The 16,256-nt window shown below is 60.7% G+C and carries 18 protein-coding genes; 6 read left to right on the top strand and 12 right to left on the bottom strand.

The genetic code is table 11. From position 1 onward, the window contains the following. Positions 1 to 11 precede the first annotated feature (11 nt). On the top strand, positions 12 to 332 hold the full coding sequence (locus E4P32_RS22535) for a hypothetical protein (RefSeq protein ID WP_167735681.1): 321 nt from the start codon (positions 12 to 14) through the stop codon (positions 330 to 332). A gap of 12 nt (positions 333 to 344) precedes the next feature. Here the strand turns inward: E4P32_RS22535 and E4P32_RS22530 are convergent, their stop codons facing one another. Both E4P32_RS22530 and E4P32_RS22525 read right to left on the bottom strand, forming a co-directional pair. Then, entirely contained in the window at positions 345 to 1,022 is a 678-nt protein-coding gene (locus tag E4P32_RS22530; protein ID WP_233526746.1) for an ATP-binding cassette domain-containing protein, read from the bottom strand. 46 nt (positions 1,023 to 1,068) lie between these two features. Next, positions 1,069 to 1,584 (bottom strand): YetF domain-containing protein, encoded by a 516-nt coding sequence (locus E4P32_RS22525; protein ID WP_116436146.1) that lies wholly within the window; start codon positions 1,582 to 1,584, stop codon positions 1,069 to 1,071. A 274-nt stretch (positions 1,585 to 1,858) separates the two neighbouring features. Between E4P32_RS22525 and E4P32_RS22520 the strand changes: the two genes are divergently transcribed. The 3 genes from E4P32_RS22520 (at position 1,859) to E4P32_RS22510 (ending at position 4,150) form a co-directional block, all read left to right on the top strand. Beyond that, positions 1,859 to 2,797, top strand: coding sequence for a LysR family transcriptional regulator (locus E4P32_RS22520; protein ID WP_116436145.1), 939 nt, complete (start codon positions 1,859 to 1,861; stop codon positions 2,795 to 2,797). 63 nt (positions 2,798 to 2,860) lie between these two features. Continuing rightward, positions 2,861 to 3,781, top strand: a complete 921-nt coding sequence (locus tag E4P32_RS22515; protein WP_116436144.1) for an ornithine cyclodeaminase family protein — start codon at positions 2,861 to 2,863, stop codon at positions 3,779 to 3,781. A gap of 171 nt (positions 3,782 to 3,952) precedes the next feature. Beyond that, entirely contained in the window at positions 3,953 to 4,150 is a 198-nt protein-coding gene (locus E4P32_RS22510) for a hypothetical protein (RefSeq protein WP_116436143.1), read from the top strand. 6 nt (positions 4,151 to 4,156) lie between these two features. On the opposite strand, the gene E4P32_RS22505 is transcribed toward E4P32_RS22510, so the two are convergent. The 4 genes from E4P32_RS22505 to soxR form a co-directional block, all read right to left on the bottom strand. Further along, positions 4,157 to 4,495, bottom strand: a complete 339-nt coding sequence (locus E4P32_RS22505; RefSeq protein ID WP_116436142.1) for a ferredoxin family protein — start codon at positions 4,493 to 4,495, stop codon at positions 4,157 to 4,159. A 19-nt stretch (positions 4,496 to 4,514) separates the two neighbouring features. Then, entirely contained in the window at positions 4,515 to 4,874 is a 360-nt protein-coding gene (locus E4P32_RS22500) for an ECF transporter S component (RefSeq protein WP_116436141.1), read from the bottom strand. Between the two features lie 71 nt (positions 4,875 to 4,945). Continuing rightward, complete coding sequence (locus E4P32_RS22495) at positions 4,946 to 5,503, bottom strand: sigma-70 family RNA polymerase sigma factor (RefSeq protein ID WP_116436140.1); 558 nt, start codon at positions 5,501 to 5,503, stop codon at positions 4,946 to 4,948. A gap of 106 nt (positions 5,504 to 5,609) precedes the next feature. Then, positions 5,610 to 6,104 (bottom strand): redox-sensitive transcriptional activator SoxR, encoded by a 495-nt coding sequence (soxR, locus tag E4P32_RS22490; protein WP_116436139.1) that lies wholly within the window; start codon positions 6,102 to 6,104, stop codon positions 5,610 to 5,612. Between the two features lie 75 nt (positions 6,105 to 6,179). Here soxR and E4P32_RS22485 point away from each other — a divergent pair, with 75 nt between their 5' ends. Together E4P32_RS22485 and E4P32_RS22480 are read left to right on the top strand one after the other, a co-directional pair. Then, positions 6,180 to 6,518: an antibiotic biosynthesis monooxygenase gene (locus tag E4P32_RS22485; protein ID WP_116436138.1), complete on the top strand. Its 339-nt coding sequence runs from the start codon at positions 6,180 to 6,182 to the stop codon at positions 6,516 to 6,518. 224 nt (positions 6,519 to 6,742) lie between these two features. Continuing rightward, on the top strand, positions 6,743 to 7,852 hold the full coding sequence (locus E4P32_RS22480; RefSeq protein ID WP_116436137.1) for a sensor domain-containing diguanylate cyclase: 1,110 nt from the start codon (positions 6,743 to 6,745) through the stop codon (positions 7,850 to 7,852). A 25-nt stretch (positions 7,853 to 7,877) separates the two neighbouring features. Here the strand turns inward: E4P32_RS22480 and E4P32_RS22475 are convergent, their stop codons facing one another. The 6 genes from E4P32_RS22475 to E4P32_RS22450 form a co-directional block, all read right to left on the bottom strand. Beyond that, entirely contained in the window at positions 7,878 to 9,725 is a 1,848-nt protein-coding gene (locus E4P32_RS22475) for a peptide transporter (RefSeq protein WP_116436136.1), read from the bottom strand. Between the two features lie 64 nt (positions 9,726 to 9,789). Further along, the gene (locus E4P32_RS22470) at positions 9,790 to 10,674 is read right to left on the bottom strand and encodes a hypothetical protein (RefSeq protein WP_135008783.1); all 885 of its coding nucleotides are present in this window, start codon (positions 10,672 to 10,674) and stop codon (positions 9,790 to 9,792) included. Continuing rightward, positions 10,665 to 11,960: a DUF6402 family protein gene (locus E4P32_RS22465; protein ID WP_116436134.1), complete on the bottom strand. Its 1,296-nt coding sequence runs from the start codon at positions 11,958 to 11,960 to the stop codon at positions 10,665 to 10,667. The genes E4P32_RS22470 and E4P32_RS22465 overlap by 10 nt, the downstream gene beginning before the upstream one ends. A 224-nt stretch (positions 11,961 to 12,184) precedes the next feature. Next, complete coding sequence (locus E4P32_RS22460; protein WP_116436133.1) at positions 12,185 to 13,384, bottom strand: threonine ammonia-lyase; 1,200 nt, start codon at positions 13,382 to 13,384, stop codon at positions 12,185 to 12,187. Between the two features lie 119 nt (positions 13,385 to 13,503). Continuing rightward, entirely contained in the window at positions 13,504 to 15,045 is a 1,542-nt protein-coding gene (locus E4P32_RS22455) for a methyl-accepting chemotaxis protein (protein WP_116436132.1), read from the bottom strand. Positions 15,046 to 15,240: 195 nt separating this feature from the next. Beyond that, positions 15,241 to 16,140: a LysR substrate-binding domain-containing protein gene (locus E4P32_RS22450; RefSeq protein WP_116436131.1), complete on the bottom strand. Its 900-nt coding sequence runs from the start codon at positions 16,138 to 16,140 to the stop codon at positions 15,241 to 15,243. Positions 16,141 to 16,256 lie beyond the last annotated feature (116 nt).

Raw genomic sequence — 16,256 nt, 5'->3', positions numbered from 1 at the left:
GGCTGACGGGGATGAAGGCCGCTGGATTTTTGTTTGCTTTAATACTGGTCGCCGCGCACCAATCCGGTGTCGCGGCCAACACGCCCTGCTCGGGAAAGAAGGGCGGCGTCTCTCATTGCGCCGGTGCGGAATTCATTTGCAATGACGGTTCCGTCAGCGCGTCGAAGAAGGTCTGTTCCATGTCCAGCTGGCAGCAGTTGTTGCCGCTGGCGAAGGACGAGAAAGACGATGGTGACGGCTGCAGTTGCCGCAGCCATCGCTACTGCACCGGGCCGCGTGGCGGGCAGTTCTGCTATACGGACAGCGGGAACAAGAGTTATCGGCGCCGCTGATTCTGACTTGTCTCAGTCGCCCAGGTCGATGATCTCGCGCGCGCCAATCCCCTCCGGCGTCTCGTAGAAACTCGCCACCCACACCTGCTCACTCTGCTCCGCAAAATCCGCCAGCACCTCGCTCACAAAATTGATCGAGCCCTTGTCCAGGCTGGCAAACGGATCATCCAGCAAATTCACCGCCGTGCCTGCGGCAAACGCCCCCGCCAGATACACCTTGCGCTTGCTGCCGGTCGACAGCATGAACAGCTTTTTCTCCGCATGCGGCGTCAGCGACAGCCCTTCCAGTAATTCCGGCAGCGCGGCGTCGTCGAAGTCGGGGAATCTCGCCTTCAGCGACGCAAAATATTCCGGCACGCTCAGTTGGTCGAATGCTTCCGTGCGCGGGTCGACGTAGTAAATCTGCTGCTTGTATTGCGCGGCTTGCTCATCCAGGCGGATGCCGTTGATGGCCAGTTGGCCGCTGCTTGCCTTGAGTTCGCCGGCCAGCACGCGGATCAGGCTGGTCTTGCCGCGACCGTCGCCACCGCGGATGACGGTGACGCCGGCCGGGAGGGCCAGCGAGATGTTCTTGAACACGGCATGGTCGGGGTAGCTGAAACTCAGGTCGGTGGCTTGCAGGATGGTCGGGCTGGTCATCGGTTTCGCTGGATTCTGTTGCTGCGGTTGGTTGATGGTGTCGTCATGCATGGATGCACTGACGCGAGAGGCGATTGTAAATCACGTGCCGACTGATTCAGTGCAGCCGCTCCACCGGCGCATTCACGTCGCGCAGGGTGATGGTGATCTCGCCATTGCGCTCCAGCACCGCGCGCGCTACGTGCTCGAGCGTGGCGCCGTCTTCCTTCTTGCGCAGCGCGACGTCGATGTCGCGATCGCTGATCAGGCCGGCGCGCATCTGGTGCGGGTCTTTGCGGCCGTCCTTGACGAGCAGGCGTTCGGTGCCGCTGATGAGGTCGTCGAGCCAGGCCCAGCGCGTGACCAGCACGCCGATCAGACGGTGCAGCAGCACCAGCACGGCGCCGGCGGCGAGCGTGGGCGGCAGCGGCGAGGCGCCGACGATGGCGCGGCTCAGGATCGCGCCCAGCAAGACCGTGATGCACAGGTCGAAGGCGCTGCGCTGGCCGAACGAACGGCGCCCGGCGATGCGCAGGAAGATCAGCGTGAAGCAGAACACGATCAGCGCCCGGATCGCCATGGCGGCGGCGCTGAGGTCGTTGGAAGCATCGATGAGCTGGCGGATGTCTTGCATGCGGTTTCCTGAGGTGTACTGATTACTGAATGAGGGAGGCGGCGGTGCGCGAGTCGCCATTGTGCATGAGCTGCCGTCGCCCGCGCCAGTTTCGGGGCGCGGCGCAGGTCGTTAAAGTATTGTCGCCAAGGCAATGCCGAAACGGCATGGGACATTCCCATGCCGTATTTGTATAGTGTCATGCCGGAAAGTATGCGGCGCACAAGGCCCGCAGAACTCCTCCGCACCACGCAATCAAGTAACCCCGACCAGCCACGACAGAGAGCGCGAACAAATGGAAATCAAATGGGTGGAAGACTTCCTGTCGGTGGTCGAGACGCTGAACTTCAGCCGCTCGGCCAAGCTGCGCAACGTCACGCAGCCGGCCTTCGGTCGCCGCATCCGTTCGCTGGAGGCCTGGCTCGGCGCCGAGCTGTTCGACCGCTCCACCTATCCTTGCGCGCTGACCTCTGCGGGCGAGTCCTTCGTGCCGATCGCGCGCGAGATGCTCAACCAGTCGACCCAGGCGCGCCTGATCCTGCGCGGCCAGCTGGCCGGCGCCCAGGCGACCGTGAAGTTCGCCATGCCACACACGCTGCTGCTGACGCTCTATCCCAAGCTGCTGTCCGAAATCGAGAAGTGCACCGGCGCCATGTCGACCACGGTGCAGGCGACCAATGTGCACGACGCCGTGATGGCGCTGGTCGAGCGTCATTGCGACCTGCTGATCTGCTATCACCATCCGCAGCAGGGCATCGACCTCGATTCCGAACGCTACGCCATGCTGTCGCTCGGCAAGGAGCCGCTGCGCCCTTACGTCAAGGCCATCGGCAAGGGCGTGCCGAAGTACACGCTGCCGGGCACGGCGAGCGAGCCGGTGCCGTTCCTGAGTTACTCTTCCTATTCCTCGCTGAGCCGCATCGTCGAGAAGCAGCTCAGCGCCAGCCCGCGCCCGGTGCACGTGTTCCGCCGGTTTGAGTCGGATCTGGCCGAGGGCCTGAAAAGCATGGTGCTGGAAGGCCATGGCGTGGCGTGGCTGCCGGCCAGCGCGGTGACGCGCGAAGTGGCCGAGGGCAAGCTGACGCTGGCGATCGCGCCCAACGACAACGAGGCGCTCTCGACCGGCCTGTGGAGCGACGAGATGGACATCCGCTTGTACCGCCGCATCGACGACGCCCGCCCCGATCTCGACCGCATCTGGGCTTGCCTGCGCGCCGCACACGCAGTGCGCTAAACCCTTGCGCTAGTAACTACAAATTTTGTTTCTGCATCAACCAACGTTTAGAAGAGGACCACCGTGAAGCTCATCACCAACCAGCAAGTCAGCGAACTCGTCACCACCGCCGACGCCGTGCAAGCCATGCGCGAAGCCTTCGCCGCAGCCGGCAGCGGCGCGCAGCAGGCGCGCGTGCGCACCAGCGCATCCAACGGCGTGATGCTGTCGATGATGGGCGCGGTGATCCCCGATGCGGGCATCGCCGGCGCCAAGGTCTACACGACCATCAAGGGCGCGTTCAAGTTCGTGATCACGCTGTTCTCGACCGAAACCGGCGCGCCGCTGGCGACCATCGAGGGCGACACCATGACCGGCCTGCGCACTGCCGCCGCGACCGCCGTGGCCTGCGATGCGCTGGCGCGCAAGGACGTCGACACGCTGGCCATCATCGGCACCGGCGTGCAGGCGCGTTCGCACATCCCGGCGCTGCTGCAGGTGCGCAAGTTCAAGGAAATCTTGATCGCCGGCTTGTCCGGACAGCAGGAGTTGGCTGACGAAGTCACCAAGGCCTACGGCGTGCCGGCGCGCGTGGTGGAGATTGACGAAGCCGCCCGCCAGGCCGACGTACTGGTGACCGTCACGCGCGCGAGCACGCCGCTGTTCTCGGGCGACCTGCTCAAGCCGGGCGCTTTCGTTGCCGCCGTCGGCGCCAGCAAAGCCACCGTACGCGAACTGGACGACGTCGCCATCAAGCGCGCTGCTGCATTGGTGGTTGAGTGGAAGCCGCAGGCGCAAATCGAAGCCGGCGACCTGGTGCAATGCGCACCGGGCACTTTCGACTGGGCCAACGTGTGGGAACTGGGCCAGGCCGTCGACGGCAGCATCGGTTATCAGCGCAAGGACGGCGATATCGTCATCTACAAGGCCATCGGCATAGGTCTGGAAGACGTGGCGCTGGCAGGCCTGGCGTATCGCAAGGCGGCGGCGCAGAACGGCTGGTAAGCGCTTGGTCGTGAAGTAACTGCGTTATTGCAAACGGCGGCCTGCGGGTCGCCGTTTTGCTTTGCGCGTGCAGTCTGTCCTCCTACACCAGCTTGCGGCAATGTCCGATGTCCATCGCACACGCGGGCGACTACAGTGAGAGTCATTCCCTCAGAATCGACAGGAACCGTCATGTCCAATCGCCCCACCCTGCATCTGCCGCAATCCGCCGGCGACGCCGCTAAGTCCGATACCCAGGTCAACCCCGACCACGAATACGAAGAGTCAACCGAGTCCAAGCTCGACCACAGCAAACCGCCGCATCACGACAAGACTGCAGCCGACAAGAAGCACAAGGATGAGCCGCAGATTTCGGTCGGCAAGCCGTAGAAGAACTTATGCCGCGGCGCGCGCCAGCGTGATCGCATGTTCCGGGCAAGCCGTGACGCACAGGCCGCAGGCGCGGCAGGCGTCGGCGTTGGGCGTGTAGGCGACGTGCATGCCGTGCACGCGCAGTTTGAATTTGTTGAGCATGCCCAGCGATTGATAGTCGGCGTCGTCGATGCGGCGGATTTCAAAAACGTCTTCCGGACACACCACCAGGCAATCGCCCTTCCCTTCGCAACGTTTCAGATTGACCACCGGGACGATGACGCCCGGGGCTTGTTTGCAGCCGGTGGCAGAGTGCGCGCGCGGCTGCTGTTGCTGCAAAGTTCGCTTCAAAGTTTGATTCATTTTTTGATCAGCGATGGCGTCAGACGCCACCGGAAGTCGGGTCTTTGGGCGCGGCAACGTCGTTGCGATCACCACGACTCCAGCGCTCGCGCCAGCCGCGCATTCCACGCATGCCTTGCTTGAATTTCTCACGTTCTTCATCGCTCATCTGTTCCCAGCGCTGGCGGTGATGGTGGTGGCAGCCGCGTCCGCGGAAGCCGCCGAACAGGATCTTGCACAGCACGAACAATCCCAAGGCATGCAAATAATCAATCTGTTGCGCACCGCTGAACAGGGACGGCATCAGCCAGTTCCACAGCGACATGACGACAAAGCCGAGTGCGGCGACGCCGGCGATGATGAAGACCAGGATCTTCCAGAATTTACGTTTGCAGTTCATTGGGCCGTTCATTTTTTTCCTCCGTTACAGATGAGATAGATTGATAGATTGAAAGCGGAATTCAAAGTGATTCACATATTGAATTCGTCGTATAGGGTTTGCAGGCGCGATCGCAGATGCAGCACGGCGTAGCGTTTGCGCGCCAGCAAGGTATTGATGCTCACGCCGCTTTCGGCGGCCAGCTCCTTGAAGCTGCGCCGCTCCAGTTCGTGCGCGATGAAGACGTCGCGCTGTTCCGGCGGCAGTTCTTCCAGTGCGTCCTGCAGCTCGGCCAGCAGCATCGAGCGTGCATAGGCCGCCTCGGGACCGGCGTCGGTATCCGGCAGCATGTCTTCCAGCCAGCCGTCGTCGTCCGCATCGTCGGAAGCCTCCGGCAACGCTTGTTCCTTCTTCTTGCGAAAGCGGTCGACGATGCGGTTGCGCGCCACCCGGAACATCCAGGCGCCGACCTGCTCGATCGGCTCGGGCAGGCGGCAGGCTTCGACCAGTTCGTAAAACACATCCTGCAGGATGTCCTCCGCCTCGCCCGGGTCTGGTACCCGTGTGCGAATGAAGTTGCGCAGCCGCGTTCGCTCGCGCAAGACGGTGTCGGTGATGTGTTTATTGTTTTGAGCCATCGTCGGTTCCATGCCGTGAAGACGGATCACAGCGGCGGATATTGTGAGAGCGGCGAAATAAACTTGTTGCCTGACCGGATTGCATGGACAGGCGGACCGGATTAGTTGCCGGAGAAAATCATTCGTCGCTCTTCGGTTCCTTCTGTTTTACCAGCAAACGCCGCGGTCCCGCACCTTGCGCCGCCAGTTTGTCGAGCGGATTGCGCAGGCGGCAGCGGTCGATGGACAGGCAGCCGCAACCGATGCAGTCGTCCAGCGTGTCGCGCAACTTCCTGAGCTGCGCCATGCGCTCATCCAGTTCGGCGCGCCAGCCGGCGGAGAGACGTTCCCAATCGCTGCGTGTGGGCGCCGCCGTGGCCGGCAGTGTGGCGAGCGCAGCGTCGATCTCGCTCAGTCCGATGCCGACGCGCTGCGCCACGCGGATGAAGGCGATACGGCGCAACACCTCGCGTGCGTAGCGGCGCTGGTTGCCCTCGGTGCGGGTGCTGGTGATCAGTCCTTTGGACTCGTAGAAGTGCAGCGTAGAGACCGCAACGCCGCTGCGCCTGGCGACATCGCCGACCGACAGCATGGACGCAATACCGGCCTGTTCGAGTGCCGACAACGGGATCATGAAGTTCTCCTTGACCTCAACTTTGCTTGAGGTTTTAGACTGCAAACGGATCATCATTCTAAGGGAGAAATTCATATGTCCAGCTCGTCCGCCTCTTCTACCTCCGCTGTCGTTTTCCGCGTCGACAAATTCGTCGTCCCCGCCGCATCGCTGGATGCCTTCATCACACGCTTGCGTTACGTGCATGCGATCCTGGTCGACCTGCCGGGATCGGTACAGCGTCATATCCTCTCGCAGATCGGCGGCGACGGCGAATTCAACGTCGTGACCTTCCTCGAATGGGCGGATATCGACGCCATGACGGCGGCAGTGACGCACGTGCAAAAGCGCTTCGCCGAAGACGGTTTCGATCCGAAAAAAATGGTGGCCGATCTCGGTATCCGGGCCGATCAGGGTTTTTACCAGAAGGCCTGAAAACCTGACTGGAAGCGGCTTTACGTCAAAATTGTTGTCGGAATTGCCACGATAGTTGTCGATGTTGTCACGGTCGGGGCGCGCAGCGTTGTGTTTTTATTCAGCCTTTCCCATAAAACCTGTCTGTAGCACGTTTGGGGGATATACAGTTGCCCCGGATCGCTTTACATTCACTGGTCAGGGGCAGTACTTCAGGGGCAGAACAAGAACAGGAAACGACGGCGATGGCAGCTTTGCAGACAGGCGTCAGCGACAAACACGGTTTCGGCATCGGCCTGGGCGGCGGCGCCGGAGCGACCGTGTCGTTGCGTCTGCCGGGTCATCCCATGAGCGAACCCGACGAGCGCCTGGGTCGCCTGCTGTGGAACATCACCTCGCTGGCCGGCCTGTTATGCGACGCGCCGATCACCATGGTCTCGCAACTGCAGGGCCAATTCGATTGCTCCGAACGCGGCGCCTTGTCGCTTACTGCAGCCGTCGCACTCGACAGCGGCGTCGATCATCGGCGCCAATGGTGGCGTTTTGCAGGACAGTCGAGCGTGGTGTGCAGCACCGCCGACTACAGCCTGTGCGAAACCGCCGTCACCACGCCCGATCGCATTACCGAAATCGGCGACCTCCATGCCGACCATCGTTGCACCGGGCTTGCCATGATGCAGCTGGAACCCAAGGTGCGCTTCTATGCAGCGATTCCACTCGGCGACCAGCACGGTGAACTGATCGGCACCTTGTGCGTGCTTGACCGCGTACCGCGCCGGCTGATGCCACATCAGCGCGACGGCCTGCATTTGCTGGCGCAGCAGTTCATGGAGCAGCTGGAAATGCATCGCGACATGCAGCAGCTGCAGCGCCAGACGCTCACCGATCCCTTGACCGGCGTCGGCAACCGCCGAGGTTTCGACCGCCGCCTGCACGAAGAATGGTCGCGCCATCTGCGCAGCGGTTCGGCCTTGTCGCTGCTGATGATCGATGTCGACAAGTTCAAGCAATACAACGACGTCTATGGCCACCCGGCCGGCGACGTCATCCTGAATCTGTTGTGTGAGTTGTTGCGCATGCCGCTGCGCGCCAGCGATTTTGTGGCGCGCTATGGCGGCGACGAGTTCTCGATCATCCTGCCGAATACGCCGCACCTCGGCGCGCAGCTGGTGGTGGAGCGGATTCAGGCGATGCTGGCTGCGGCGCCGTGGCCGCATTGCGATGTCACGATCAGCGTCGGCATTGCGACGCTGGAGCCGGATGAAGTCTGCGATTTCGTCACGCTGCTGGCGCGCGCCGATGAGGCCATGTATCTGTGCAAACGCAATCGCCAGGAAGCGGAAAAGCGCGACTGATTTTCTTTGCCCGGTTCGGCCCCGTTCAGGGCGCCTTCGACTTCAGCGCCGCCAGCATCATCTGCCCCATGATTTCCGGACGACCGTTGAAGATGGTCTGTACCGCGTCGACCCCGGTCAATTCGCGCCGCAGCTGATTGCGCAGTGCGTGGTCGTCGGCCAGCCGCACGGTGGCCTTGATGTACTCGTCGACCGTCGGCGTCACCAGCCATTGCGGGAATTTCAAACGTCCGAACAAGCCTTCGTCGATATGCTCGTGCACTTCGGGTCCAGTCTTGCACACGCCGACCAGGCCGGCGCTGACGGTGTCGATAATGCCGTTGGTGTTACCGAACGGGAAAGGATTGATGAACATGTCGCAGCGCGCGATCACCTGCATGTAGGCGCCGTAGTGCTGGTGCGGATACACAGTGGCGGCGTCGCCGAGGAATTGCCCGATCACACGCTTGACCTGCGGATAGATCAGCATGCCCTGGGCCTGCCCGATCAGGAAATGGAAGTGGATCTTGCTGCCCGCCTCGCGCAGGATGCCCTGGCAGGCGCGCAGGAAATCGGGATTGAGCTTCATCGTGGTGGAGGCCACCACGATCTGCACCACGTCGGGCGTCTCGCGGATTTCCGTTTGCAAATCCAATTGCTCCGCATGGGCCGAAGCGCGATACGGCATGCCGTCGCTGGGCAAACGCAGCAGCTGTTCGCTGAAGCAGGCCGGATCGCCGACGTAGTCGTCTTCGACCACGACGTAATCCATCTCGGGCGAGTGCGATGTCGCCGGATGACCGAGCGCCATCGCCTGCACCGGCGCCAGGCGCAGGTTGGACAGGAACATCGTCAGCGCGAACATGCCGACGCTGGGCATGTAAAACACTTGTGCGGCTTTCTCTTGCGCGACACTGCGGATCTGCTTCAACTGGTCGAGGATTTCGCCCGGCGTGATCTCGACGAATTCATCGAACACCGCGCGCCCGGCATCGTCCACCGTACTGGCGTAGCCCATGCCGACCACGTGAAAGAGTTCGCGCGCAGCTTCCAGTGTGCGCGAGTGCGTGCGGTAGATCGAGTGCGCCGAGCTGAACCATTCCACCACCACCAGCAGCACGGGTTTGTGCTTGCCGCCTGAGCCGTCGGTTTGAATGGGCGTATTCAGCGGCGCAATACCGGCGCGCTCGATGCTGCGCCGGATCAGCGCATTGATCGGCTTCTTGATGTCGTGCTTGTCGGCGCGACGGGCGTAGCTGCAATGCATGTAGACGTCGTGCAGGATGCCGGCCGGCAGCTGCGCCAGGTCCTCGATCTGTTCCAGTCGCGCCGACAGCCACGGCAGGATTTGCTCGCGCTTTTCGTAGGCCACCGGCGTGGCCAGCAGGCGCGGCGACAACAGCGCCAGGCAGAGGCTGGCGACCAGCGTCTTGTCGTGCGCCCAGAAGGCGTCGAGGTCCATCGGGATTTCGGATTCGGGCGAATACAGCAGACAGAACTTGATCAGGTCGCGGTTGCTGATTTCCACTTCGCGCAGGTTGCCCTTGCCGCGGATGTTCCAGGCGCGCACCACGTGGTCGGCGTTGCGGAACGAGCTGGCGGCGAACAGGCTGGACAGCCAGCGATGCATCACCAGCATCTGGCCGAAGCCGAGTTGGGAGAACTGGAATTCGCTGTCCGCGAACAGACAGGAAATAGCCGCCGCGATGCGCGTGACAACGTGCTCGTTGAGCTCATCGGCCTGCACGCTGGAGAGCGCTTTGGCGGTGAAGTCCTGGCCCGGCAGGCCGTAGTTGGCGTCCAGCGCCGACAGCAGGGCCATCAGCTCGCGCGCGGCCTCCTCATGCTGGCGCGAGTAGGCCAGGTATTCGAAATTCTCCAGCGAAAACGCCATTCGTGCTCCACAAGTCGTCAAAGGTTGAAAACGTGGCCGTTATTATGGTCGTTTTTTGTATCGGCTATGGAGAAAATAAAATGCGATCCAGATTGGCTTCAAACCAATCGCGCTTGGTCAATGGGAATTGCAGAACCTTTGTTTCAATCGCAGGCACCCCCTCTTCGTCATTTCGTAGGGCGTTGTTATAAATAATTTTGTCGGCCAAATACTCTATCTTTTCACTGTTAGGTGCCGTCCATACGGTGAAGTCTCTCTGCCCCAGCAATTCACCGCTCTTTGAGTAGATTCGTATCTTCACGGGATAGTGAGGATTTTCGTTGTTATACCCTCCAGCGCATTCTTCTACATCGTATTGCTGATCTAGAAAGGTTCGTTCAATACGAGGACATTGCCATGGATCTGTGTTAATTCTTAGGTAAAGATATAGCAAGAAAAAAAGTCCTAGAAATAGGGCTGTGATTTTTACCGCGCGACGTAGCAACTTTGACGTGCGTTGGATTAGCGACGTGCCAGCCCATCTATCCTGTGTGCCAATCAAGGCTGTCAGATTGATCTGAGTAATCCCCATGCCTATTCTTAATCCCAACCAAGCATAGGTCAGCGTCGCAACAATATGCGGTAATAAAAAAACGGGAAGATAGTAACTGGCGGCAAGCGCAGGTAAAAGCACATATTGCAGTGTCTTAACACTAAACCTCAGCGTTCCACTAATATCTTTGTTTTGTTTTTTTGCAGCTAGATACGCACCTACTGCTACGCACAAAGCAACACAAAATGCCGCGCTATCAATTTTCAGGAACAGCCACGCATTTGTAAGCCAGTACATACCTGTGAAAACTGTAACTTCCCAAATTAACAGTCCCCAAAATACCAAACTAAAACAAAAACGTAGAAGCACCTTGGCATTTATCTTTTCACAAAAAAAATGATTTATTTTTAGCCACATACGACCCCCATATCTAACTCAATGGGCCTGTTCAAACGAACAAGCTGCAAGTCTGAATAGATCAAGAAATCGCCACCGCGTCCCTTTCTTTCACGCCACTCGCGGTAATCGCGATTGCGAATGGGGTAATACACGTCCTGGTCTAGTAACTTGCCTATCACATCCACGGGGAAAGGCGGCATGGTGCCGTTCTCCAATTCAATCGGACGATCCCAAGTGCCTCCTTGTATTCGTTCTTCGTCATCCATAACTTTCTTCATGCCCCAACTTACCAGCGCCGCATCAGGCAGAACAATCAAGCCGGTTTTATTCCAATGGCCCAGATACTGGGAGGCTTTTCCCTTGTCGTAAAACGAATAGCTGTCTCGCGCGTAGATGTAAATGTGCGTAACGCTGATGCGCGAATGCACGCAATGCATGGTGCCTTTGGGAGTGTTATACCGGTTGAACTGCTCGTAGTTAACGTGCGCCCTGGCGACCGTGGCATAGAACGTAAAGTTAGCCAGCGAGGCAGTGACATCGCTCATCCCTAAATTGCGGCCATAGCGACTTGCGGCGTCCCAGCTCTGGAACTCTATTACCGTGTCGAACATGCTGACATTGGAGAATTGAAATTGAAACTGATCGTGTAAAGTCTGATAGTCGTTCTTGCAATGCGTCAGCGCGTCAAACGGCCCTGCAAATAGCCTGTGATCGTGGAGCAAGTTTTTTCTAAAATCATCCTTCAGGGTTTCAATTGCTTTGGGCGATTGCAGGGTTTTCAGTAGCGTTTGATAACGTTCCTCAATGGCGGGTAGTTTACGCAGCCAACTTAGTTTGACCGTGTCGGTGTCGATCATGTCGGCGTCGTAACGACCTTCGACATCTTGCCCTTTTGCATTTTTAACATAGGCGGAATATGCCCTGCCATCGAGCCAGCGCTGCGACAGCTTCGCCCCTACAGTAAAGACTTCGGCGCGCATGGCTTGGGGGATGTCATAGAGGTCGAATGGCTTGATCTGCTTTTTCTTTTCTTCCTTGGGTGCTTTCTCTGCCGTTGCTTTCATAGCCGGCACCGGGGCTGTGAGTTCTTTTTTCCCTGGCGGAGGCGCAGATGGCTTGGGCGCAGTGGGCAGAGGTGCTTTCACTTGCTCGCCCGGTAGGAGTGGCGGCGACTTTTCCATGCAGAGCTGTACACCATCCACGGGTGTGCAGCCTTGTGCATTGTCAAAAGGCTTCCATTCCTTGAAAGGCAGAATATGGTCGTATTTGTAATCGTGTTTCAGATAGGGGATTTTGCCGCTCATACCACTTCACCGTTCTGTCGCATATAAAAATCTACATGTAACACCGGGCATGTATGGGGGCAATAAAGCGGCATGTTAAAGCCGACTTTAATCGAACATTCGCGAGAGCGCGGCGGCGGCTTGCAGCGGCCGATAAATCGTCGATGGTGAGGCGCACCGACGGAGACAGTACGAAAGTACGGCCAGGAGAAGCAACGCCGCCAGCGGCGTTTTGTCGGCTGCTCTTAGTGCTGCTCTTCGGCCTCGAAGCCGGCCTGGCGCAGCGCGTTCAGCACCAGTGCCAGATGTTCGCGGCCGCGCGTTTGCAGGACCAGTTCGATGTCGACGTTCTGTGCCGCCAGCATGGTGAAGGCGCGCTGGTGATGCACCTCGTCGACGTTGGCGCCGGCTTCGGCGACGGTCGCGGTGATGCGCGCCAGCACGCCCGGCACGTCGCGCGCCGACACGCGCACGCGCGCCAGGCGGCCGGCGCGCACCATGCCGCGTTCGATGATCGCCGCCAGCAGCAGCGGGTCGATATTGCCGCCCGACAGCACCATGCCCACGCGCTTGCCGCGGAAGCGTTCCGGATGGCGGATCAGCGCCGCCAGTCCGGCGGCGCCCGCGCCTTCGACCAGGGTCTTTTCGATTTCCAGCAGCATCAGCACGGCTTGTTCGATGTCGCCTTCGTCGACCAGCAACAGGTCGTTGACTTCGCGCGCGATGATCTCGCGCGTCAGCACGCCGGGCGTGGCCACCGCGATGCCTTCGGCGATGGTGCTGGTGCCGAGCGCATGGGTGGTGCCCTGCACCGCGTTGATCATCGACGGGAAGCGCTTGGCCTGCACGCCGACGATGTCGATGTCGGGTTTGCGCGCGCGTGCCGCCACCGCCATGCCGGCCAGCAGGCCGCCGCCGCCGATGGCCACCACCAGCGTGTCGAGGTCGGGCACGGCGTCGAGCATTTCCAGCGCGATCGTGCCCTGGCCGGCGATGATGGCTTCATCGTCGTAAGGATGGACGAAGGTCAGGCCGCGTTCCTGCGCCAGCGCGAAGGCATGGGCGCGCGATTCTTCCAGCGTGTCGCCGTGCAGCACCACCTCGGCGCCGAAGCCGCGCGTGCGTTCGATCTTGACGCCCGGGGTGAAGCGCGGCATCACGATCAGCGCGTGCAGGCCTAGCCGCTGCGCGTGGTAGGCCACGCCTTGTGCATGGTTACCGGCCGACATGGCGATCACGCCGCGCACGCCAGAGGCGGCCAGGTCGGTCAGCTTGTTGCAGGCGCCGCGTTCCTTGAAGGACGAGGTGAACTGGAGGTTTTCGAATTTGAGGAAAACCTGGGCGCCGACGATCTCCGACAGCGTGCGCGATTCCACGCACGGCGTGTTGAGGATCTGGCCTTGCAGGCGCGCGGCGGCGCGCTGGATGTCTTCGATGGTGGTCATACGGTCCGCTCAAGTCTGCACAAAAACAGGGAGCAGACATTGTAGCGAGAGAGACGGCGGCTGCGGGAACGATCTTTGTACGTAATTCCCGCAGCCGGTCGGGGAGGAAATGCAGGCGGTCAGCCCTTGAGCTTGAAGATGCCGACGATCTGCGCCAGGTTGGCGGCCTGGTCCTGCATGGCGCGCGCAGCGGCGGCGGCTTCTTCCACCAGGGCGGCGTTCTGCTGGGTGCTTTCGTCCATCAGCACGATGGCGCGGTTGACCTCTTCGATGCCGGTGCTCTGCTCAGTGCTGGCGGCGCTGATTTCGCCGACGATGTCGGTCACGCGGCGCACGCTGGCCACCACTTCGGCCATGGTGGCGCCGGCGTTTTCGACCAGCTTGCTGCCGCTGTCGACCTTGTCCACCGAGGCCGTGATGAGCTCCTTGATTTCCTTGGCGGCGCTGGCCGAGCGTTGCGCCAGGCTGCGGACTTCCGATGCCACCACCGCAAAGCCGCGGCCCTGCTCGCCGGCGCGGGCGGCTTCCACCGCTGCGTTGAGCGCCAGGATGTTGGTCTGGAACGCAATCCCGTCGATCACGCTGATGATGTCGACGATCTTCTTGGAGGACTCATTGATGGCGCTCATGGTGTCGATCACCTGGCCGACCACGGCGCCGCCCTGGGTCGCGACTTCGGACGCCGACACCGCCAGTTGGTTGGCCTGGCGGGCGTTCTCGGCGTTCTGCTTGACGGTCGAAGTGAGCTGCTCCATGGCGGCGGCGGTTTCTTCCAGCGAGCCGGCCTGCTGCTCGGTGCGGCTCGACAGGTCGAGATTGCCGTTGGCGATCTCGGCCGAGGCGGTGGCGATGGTGTCGGTGCCGGTGCGGACCTGGCCGACGATATTGACCAGGTTGTCGTTCATGTCCTTGAGCGCGGCCATGAGCTGGCCGGTCTCGTCGCGTGATTCAACCACGATGCGCGTGCCGAGGTCGCCCTGGGCGACGCGGCCGGCGACGTCGACGGCAGTCACCAGCGGCCGCGTGATCGAGCGCGTGATGAACACCGCCAGGCCGATGCCGGCCACCAGCGCGATGCCGCCCAGCACGATCATGAGCAGGCGCGCGGTCTTGAACAGGTCATCGACCTCCTTGGTCAGCGCGGTGATGGAGTCGCTCTGCAGGTTGGACAGTCGCTCGATCGCGGCCAGGTAAAGCTTGGCGTTGGGCAACAACTTTTCTTCCACGACCTTGCGCGCGCCTTCTTCGTTGCCGGCGCCTTTTTCCTTGAAGACTTCGGTGTTGTTGGCAATCACCACCTTGCGGTGTTCGTTGATTTCATTGAGCAGCGCCTTGCCCTGGTCGTCGACGATGGTGGCTTCCATCTGCTTGACGTATTCGTTGTTCTTGGAAATGGTGGCGACGATCTGGTCCTTGTAGAACTTCTGCTCCACCGGATCGGCATTCTTGGCGGCGGCGACGATGCGGCCGACGTTGAGTTCGATGGATTTGTAGAAGGCATTGACCAGCCGTTCCTTGGCCAGTGCGTTGTGGACCATGTAGTCGGTCATGTTGCCCACCGATTGCAGGCGCCAGACGCCGATGGCGGTAATGATGCTCATCAGCACCAGGATGGCGGCGAAGCCGATGCCCAGGCGCGTGCCGATTTTCAGGTTTTTCATTGTCTTCCCTCAAGGTTGGGCGCTGTTCGCCGCTTATCCTGCTCCTTGTCCTTATGGCCTTTGCTTACAGCTTGTGGCTCTTCGCGCAGGAGCAGGCAGGTATCCGGTCGATACGATGCGCATCCTGACATTAACGGATGCTGCGATGCCGTACTTGAGGGGGAAAGCGAGCCGCTTGCTTAATTTTTATGCGGTTCAGGAAGCTGTCAGTTTGTCCCACAGTTTTACCAGCGCCGGCCGCTTGTTTTGCAGCGACCGGTACACGCGGATCTCCAGTTCCAGCGACCAGGTATCACTGCCGGCCGGCACCAGCTTGCCGTTTGCCAACTCTTCCGCCACCGAGCGTTGCGGCAGCCACGCCATGCCGTGGCCGTTGAGCGCCATGCGTTTGAGCAATTCGGCCATTTCAGATTCGTAGGTCGTCAGCAGGCCGGGTGCCTGCGGTGCGTTGGCCAGGATCAGCTCCATCACGCGGCCGAGGAAGGACGTGGCCGGATACGCCAGCAAGCGGGTCGGTTTGCTTTTGCTGCCGGGCAAGCGGAACAGGGCGTCGTCGTTTTTATCAGGCGCCGACACCGGGATCACACGCTCGCTGCCGACCGTGAGGTATTCATACTGGTCGGGGTTGAGCAGCAGCGGCAGTTGCGGGTGGTAGAAGCACAGCAACAGGTCGCATTCACCCTCGCTCAGCGCCAGCACCGAGTCGTGGATGTTGGTGGCGGTGATGCGGGCGCTGAGGTCGGCGGCGCCACCTTTATTCAGTCCGTCCAGCCATTCCGGGAAGAAACTGAGCGCCAGCGAATGCCCCGCCGTCACGCGCAACATGTTGTGCGCGGTCTGCTCGCTGCGCAGCTGGTTGCGCGCATCGTTGAGCAGCTTGAGCGCTTCCGAGGCGGCGTCGTTGAACAGTTTGCCGGCGACGGTCAGCGTCAGAGGATAGGTGCTGCGGTCGACCAGCTCGGCCCCGGTCCAGGCTTCCAGTGCGCGGATGCGGCGGCTGAAGGCAGGCTGCGTGACGTTGCGGTGATCCGCCGAACGCGAGAAGTTGCGCGTCGCCGCCAGGCTGAGAAAGTCTTCTATCCACTTGATGTCCATCGGCTGTTTTCCTTGTTCCTGAGTTGGCGGGTTGCGGCGGCGTACGCACTGCGCCCTATGTATAACAGCTGCAACCGGGCGTGGAAAGTCCCGCCCAGTGCCTGTTGCGACAAACT

The sequence above is a fragment of the Herbaspirillum sp. 3R11 genome (assembly GCF_004563925.1).
Lineage (GTDB): Bacteria > Pseudomonadota > Gammaproteobacteria > Burkholderiales > Burkholderiaceae_D > Herbaspirillum.
Note: the sequence above shows the minus strand (reverse complement) of the source record. Positions and strands in the feature narration are given on the sequence as shown.

Excerpts from the sequence above, each read along its gene's own strand:
- E4P32_RS22500 (WP_116436141.1), bottom strand. The coding sequence starts at position 4,874 with ATGAACTGCAAACGTAAATTCTGGAAGATCCTGGTCTTCATCATCGCC.
- E4P32_RS22485 (WP_116436138.1), top strand. The coding sequence starts at position 6,180 with ATGTCCAGCTCGTCCGCCTCTTCTACCTCCGCTGTCGTTTTCCGCGTC.
- E4P32_RS22505 (WP_116436142.1), bottom strand. The coding sequence starts at position 4,495 with ATGAATCAAACTTTGAAGCGAACTTTGCAGCAACAGCAGCCGCGCGCG.
- E4P32_RS22455 (WP_116436132.1), bottom strand. The coding sequence starts at position 15,045 with ATGAAAAACCTGAAAATCGGCACGCGCCTGGGCATCGGCTTCGCCGCC.
- E4P32_RS22495 (WP_116436140.1), bottom strand. The coding sequence starts at position 5,503 with ATGGAACCGACGATGGCTCAAAACAATAAACACATCACCGACACCGTC.
- E4P32_RS22530 (WP_233526746.1), bottom strand. The coding sequence starts at position 1,022 with ATGCATGACGACACCATCAACCAACCGCAGCAACAGAATCCAGCGAAA.
- E4P32_RS22535 (WP_167735681.1), top strand. The coding sequence starts at position 12 with ATGAAGGCCGCTGGATTTTTGTTTGCTTTAATACTGGTCGCCGCGCAC.
- E4P32_RS22470 (WP_135008783.1), bottom strand. The coding sequence starts at position 10,674 with ATGTGGCTAAAAATAAATCATTTTTTTTGTGAAAAGATAAATGCCAAG.
- soxR (WP_116436139.1), bottom strand. The coding sequence starts at position 6,104 with ATGATCCCGTTGTCGGCACTCGAACAGGCCGGTATTGCGTCCATGCTG.
- E4P32_RS22475 (WP_116436136.1), bottom strand. The coding sequence starts at position 9,725 with ATGGCGTTTTCGCTGGAGAATTTCGAATACCTGGCCTACTCGCGCCAG.
- E4P32_RS22460 (WP_116436133.1), bottom strand. The coding sequence starts at position 13,384 with ATGACCACCATCGAAGACATCCAGCGCGCCGCCGCGCGCCTGCAAGGC.
- E4P32_RS22465 (WP_116436134.1), bottom strand. The coding sequence starts at position 11,960 with ATGAGCGGCAAAATCCCCTATCTGAAACACGATTACAAATACGACCAT.
- E4P32_RS22525 (WP_116436146.1), bottom strand. The coding sequence starts at position 1,584 with ATGCAAGACATCCGCCAGCTCATCGATGCTTCCAACGACCTCAGCGCC.
- E4P32_RS22520 (WP_116436145.1), top strand. The coding sequence starts at position 1,859 with ATGGAAATCAAATGGGTGGAAGACTTCCTGTCGGTGGTCGAGACGCTG.
- E4P32_RS22480 (WP_116436137.1), top strand. The coding sequence starts at position 6,743 with ATGGCAGCTTTGCAGACAGGCGTCAGCGACAAACACGGTTTCGGCATC.
- E4P32_RS22510 (WP_116436143.1), top strand. The coding sequence starts at position 3,953 with ATGTCCAATCGCCCCACCCTGCATCTGCCGCAATCCGCCGGCGACGCC.
- E4P32_RS22450 (WP_116436131.1), bottom strand. The coding sequence starts at position 16,140 with ATGGACATCAAGTGGATAGAAGACTTTCTCAGCCTGGCGGCGACGCGC.